Raw genomic sequence first — 3,876 nt, 5'->3', positions numbered from 1 at the left:
ACGGAATTGTAAGAGTACCGCCGACATTATACTTTGTTGCAAGTTCAAAAATAGGGCAAATTTCTTTCACCTTATCAATAATCTTATTTTCAATGCTTGTTGGTATAATCGCACCATTAGCACCGAAAGTGAGATTAGTATCGGCACGAGTTTCAACAGCCTTCGGATTTCGGATATAAGCTTCAAAAAGTCTTGTTTCGGTTTCTTCTGTACTGTTCTTTTTATTATCAGGTTCGTCAATTTCAGCTTCTCTTGTTTCTTTTACGGCTGAAATAGTCTTATTGAGCCTTGCAAGCTCTGCTTTGATTTCATTATAGCGATTAAGTTCGCTATCCTCAAACGCCCTGTTCTCTGTCTTTGCTTTATTGATAAGAGCGTCTGCCTCATCAAGTAGAGCATTTTTCTTTTCGATTAGTGCCTTCATAATAAATTACCTCTCTTTCAAAATTTCAAGTTCTTTTTCATAGATTTCTAAACTGTTTGCTTTCGGAGATTCTTTTCCGATAAGCTTTATGTTTCCTGCAATTCCCCTTGTTTCAAAAACATTCGATTCTTCTTCCCTTACTTCAACGGAAGTGCCAAAGTAAGCTGGTGTTTTGTCGAGAATTGAAACTTCTTTCAAATCAATGTCTTCAAGCGTTCGTCTGTCAAGCTCGCCTTCTTTATCCCAGGATTCACCCTCAGAGATAAAGCCAAATGACCACCCACGCAACTCCCCACGCTGAGCCTTTTCAATAACCTCTGTATCACTGATTATTGCCCTCGCATAAAGGCCGATATTATCTTCATAGAGTTCAAGATTCTTTGTGGTATCGCCTATTATTTTGTCATGATTAAAGCGAAGCTCTATTGGCGTTCCTCTTTTTATAGCCTTATCGAAAGTGCCTGCCCTAACTCGCTCAACAAAACTTCGTACCGCAGTTGCTCCCTTGCCTTTTGGCATTATGCGACTATCACGCTCAACAGCATTCACATAACCGCTTATAACAGCCTCATTGCTACTTCTGATTTCGATTTGCAACATTCTCACCTACCTTCGGGTATAAAAATAGAGCAGTTTTAAGCCATACTCAGGGCATTAAAAAAGCACCTTGATTTCTCAAAGTGCTTAGTTTCTTTTTATGAAGCGTTCTTCAATAAATTCTCGGAAATCCATTGTTTCACCTACTTTCGGGCATAGAAAACCGCCCTCAAGGAGCGGTTAAATTTAATCAAGTATAGGCCGAGAAATTTCTCCTTTCAGCCACTTTTCACGATATTCGTTAAGACTTAAATAGTTACAGCCAGACATATCAGGTCTTATTCTTTGCAATCCGTCATCAAACCAACCACAAACGGGACACATATCGTAAGTATCTGGTTCTTCAAAAATGTGTTGTCCACATACAGGGCAAGGATATGGTTCAGTTAAGTTAATCATCTTGTATTCCTTCTTCTTTCAGTTTTTCATCAAAATACTTTTTTCCTTTTTCGGGCTTAAACATTGTAAAAATTCCTTTTTTAGGGTTTCCTTTTACAAAATCATTTTTATCAACATCATATCTAATAATTTGACCAAGTGAATTTTTATACCCGAGTATCTTCTTACCATCCGCAGGACTTTGCACCAATTCCAACGCTCTTGCTTGATACTGTTCGGGTGTTGTTATGCCATCTTGCATATATTCATTTCTATGTGTACGACCATTCTTCCAATGATTATTTAATGCCTGTTTATTTTTAAAGCCTTTAACTGTAAACTCATTTCTACCTTTAGCTGACACATTCGGTACATTTGATGGATATATAATAAAAAAGTGGACAAGTATGATAAAATAGAAGACAGAAAAAGGAGGAATAAAAAATGTCTTCAAAAAATCCGAAATACACCCAGGAATATAAGCAAACAATAGTCAATCTGTACCATTCGGGAAAAACATATTCTGAAATACACAAGGAATATGGAATTTCTCACAGTGCTTTATCCAATTGGATAAAGCAGTACTCAGAAGTAAAAATTGATGATGAAACAGTTTTTACAGCCAAACAAATAAAGGAGCTTCAAAAACGCAATGCCCAACTTGAGGAGGAAAATCTAATACTAAAAAAAGCCATTGCGATATTCACGCCAAACTCAGGCAAAGACTGAATGCCGTAAAGCTGCTGTCATCAGAACACGCTGTTACAACGCTTTGCCGTGTTCTTAGTGTCAACAGAAGCACATATTACAAATTTCTTCATCACAAGCCCTCTGAAAGAGAGCTTGAAAACCGTAGGATTCGAAGTTGTATTGCCGAGCTTTATGCAAGATCAAAAAAACGCTTCGGAGCTTACAAGATAAAAAATTGCCTTGCCGGTGAATATCGCATAAATATAAGTACGCAAAGGGTTTATCGCCTTATGAAAGGTATGAATCTGCCAAAAATGAGTACTATCAAGCCGTCCTATCCAAAACACAAAACAGCTTCAAATGAGCATTGCCCAAACATATTGAAACAGCGTTTTAATCCATCCCAACCTAATAAAGTATGGGTATGTGATTTTACATATCTTCGTGCCGCGGGAAGATTTTATTACCTTTGTGTAATACTTGATCTGTTTTCAAGAAAGGCTATCGCATATAAATTATCTCCACATCTCAACACAAAGCTTGCAATTGAAACACTTGATTCAGCTGTCGCCAACCGTAATATTTCAGGCAGCCTACTCTTTCACAGTGACAGAGGTTGTCAGTTTACAGCAGAAGCTTTCAGGAAACATTTGGACGAGCTAAATATTGTTCAGTCATTTTCCGCAAAAGCGCATCCTTATGATAATGCTGTAATGGAGTGCTTTTTCAAGTACTTGAAAAAAGAAGAAACCAACCGCAGAACTTACTCTTCCTTTGATGAACTGAAACTGAGCATTTTTCAGTATATCAACGGTTTCTACAATTCTTTCAGACCTCATTCTCACAATAACGGCCTCTCTCCTGATCAGGCAGAAATNCATAGCCAATTCGGGTTGCAATAGAGCATTGGACGATAGCCAGCAGACTTGATTCTATCGCAGAAGGCAATAACAATGCTTGTAAGAGTGTCTTTGCCAAGATGAGCTTTGCGAGATTAGTTGCTCCAAGCGTCAATGTATACGCTGTCTGTCCTGTACGGTCAGCAAGAGCCGTAAGCATTGCTACAATTGTATCTACGCTGTATCTTGTGCTTGCTGATAGGTCAAGATTATTGCAATTAAAGTTGTTGCCAAGCGTAACATTTGTGAGTTTTGAGCAGTTGGTAAATACTGATTTTCCTAATTTTGCGACAGTGTTAGATATTGTCATATCAATAAGAGATGTACACCCATAAAAAGCATTATTTCTAATTTCTATTACACCATCAGGGATATTTATACTTTCAAGACTCGAGCAGAAGTTAAATGCCGTTATCCCTATTGTCGCTATATTATCAGACAAAGTAACACTTGTCAGCTCAGTACAAGTATTAAATGCACCTCGTCTAATTTCTGTCCACTCGCTCGGCACAACAAACTCAGTAACTGTACCTGTCAACACACTCTCATACAAGTCAGATTGCTGTTTATACTTATCTGCCTCTCGCTCCGACTGCTTGATTTTGCAGTACATTGCAATGTCTGTTAAGTCCATATCAATCACCCTTTTTTATTTGCTTATAGATTTGATTTGCATAAACGCTTGCTCCAGCACAGAGAATACCTTGCGTAATTGCTGCAAAGATTGCAGTCCAAACATCTTGTGTTGATATTATTTAAGCAGCTGACCTTCTATCCACTGTGCGATATTAACAGCCATATGCTGAATTGTATATGACACAATATCAAATTGTGAATTATTGATAAGTGACTTAGAAATCTTGCAAAGTGTTGCAGCAAGGAACCCTG

The 3,876-nt window shown here is 37.9% G+C and carries 7 protein-coding genes; 1 reads left to right on the top strand and 6 read right to left on the bottom strand.

What is annotated here, in order from left to right:
* The 4 genes from C9914_RS11410 to C9914_RS11395 form a co-directional block, all read right to left on the bottom strand.
* Positions 1–424: phage major capsid protein (locus C9914_RS11410; RefSeq protein ID WP_106765513.1), on the bottom strand; the 424-nt coding region annotated here is incomplete at its 3' end.
* A 6-nt stretch (positions 425–430) separates the two neighbouring features.
* Complete coding sequence (locus C9914_RS11405) at positions 431–1,024, bottom strand: HK97 family phage prohead protease (RefSeq protein ID WP_106765511.1); 594 nt, start codon at positions 1,022–1,024, stop codon at positions 431–433.
* Positions 1,025–1,207: 183 nt separating this feature from the next.
* Positions 1,208–1,420: a CPCC family cysteine-rich protein gene (locus C9914_RS11400; protein WP_106765509.1), complete on the bottom strand. Its 213-nt coding sequence runs from the start codon at positions 1,418–1,420 to the stop codon at positions 1,208–1,210.
* Positions 1,413–1,763: a hypothetical protein gene (locus C9914_RS11395; RefSeq protein ID WP_106765507.1), complete on the bottom strand. Its 351-nt coding sequence runs from the start codon at positions 1,761–1,763 to the stop codon at positions 1,413–1,415. Before C9914_RS11395 ends, C9914_RS11400 begins: the two co-directional genes overlap by 8 nt.
* Before the next feature lie 80 nt (positions 1,764–1,843).
* Between C9914_RS11395 and C9914_RS11390 the strand changes: the two genes are divergently transcribed.
* Positions 1,844–2,991, top strand: a protein-coding gene (locus C9914_RS11390) for an IS3 family transposase (protein ID WP_106765506.1) whose coding sequence is annotated in 2 segments (ribosomal slippage) — positions 1,844–2,093 and positions 2,093–2,991 — 1,149 coding nt in all. Because the reading frame shifts where the segments join, the coding sequence is not laid out codon by codon here.
* On the opposite strand, the gene C9914_RS11385 is transcribed toward C9914_RS11390, so the two are convergent.
* Positions 2,918–3,601 (bottom strand): leucine-rich repeat domain-containing protein, encoded by a 684-nt coding sequence (locus tag C9914_RS11385; RefSeq protein WP_456238925.1) that lies wholly within the window; start codon positions 3,599–3,601, stop codon positions 2,918–2,920. The genes C9914_RS11390 and C9914_RS11385 overlap by 74 nt on opposite strands.
* A gap of 22 nt (positions 3,602–3,623) precedes the next feature.
* Complete coding sequence (locus C9914_RS11875) at positions 3,624–3,740, bottom strand: phage holin family protein (RefSeq protein ID WP_408003202.1); 117 nt, start codon at positions 3,738–3,740, stop codon at positions 3,624–3,626.
* Between the last annotated feature and the right edge of the window lie 136 nt (positions 3,741–3,876).

Origin of the sequence: Pseudoruminococcus massiliensis (genome assembly GCF_900291955.1) — a bacterium.
GTDB lineage: Bacteria > Bacillota > Clostridia > Oscillospirales > Acutalibacteraceae > Pseudoruminococcus > Pseudoruminococcus massiliensis.
Note: the sequence above shows the minus strand (reverse complement) of the source record. Positions and strands in the feature narration are given on the sequence as shown.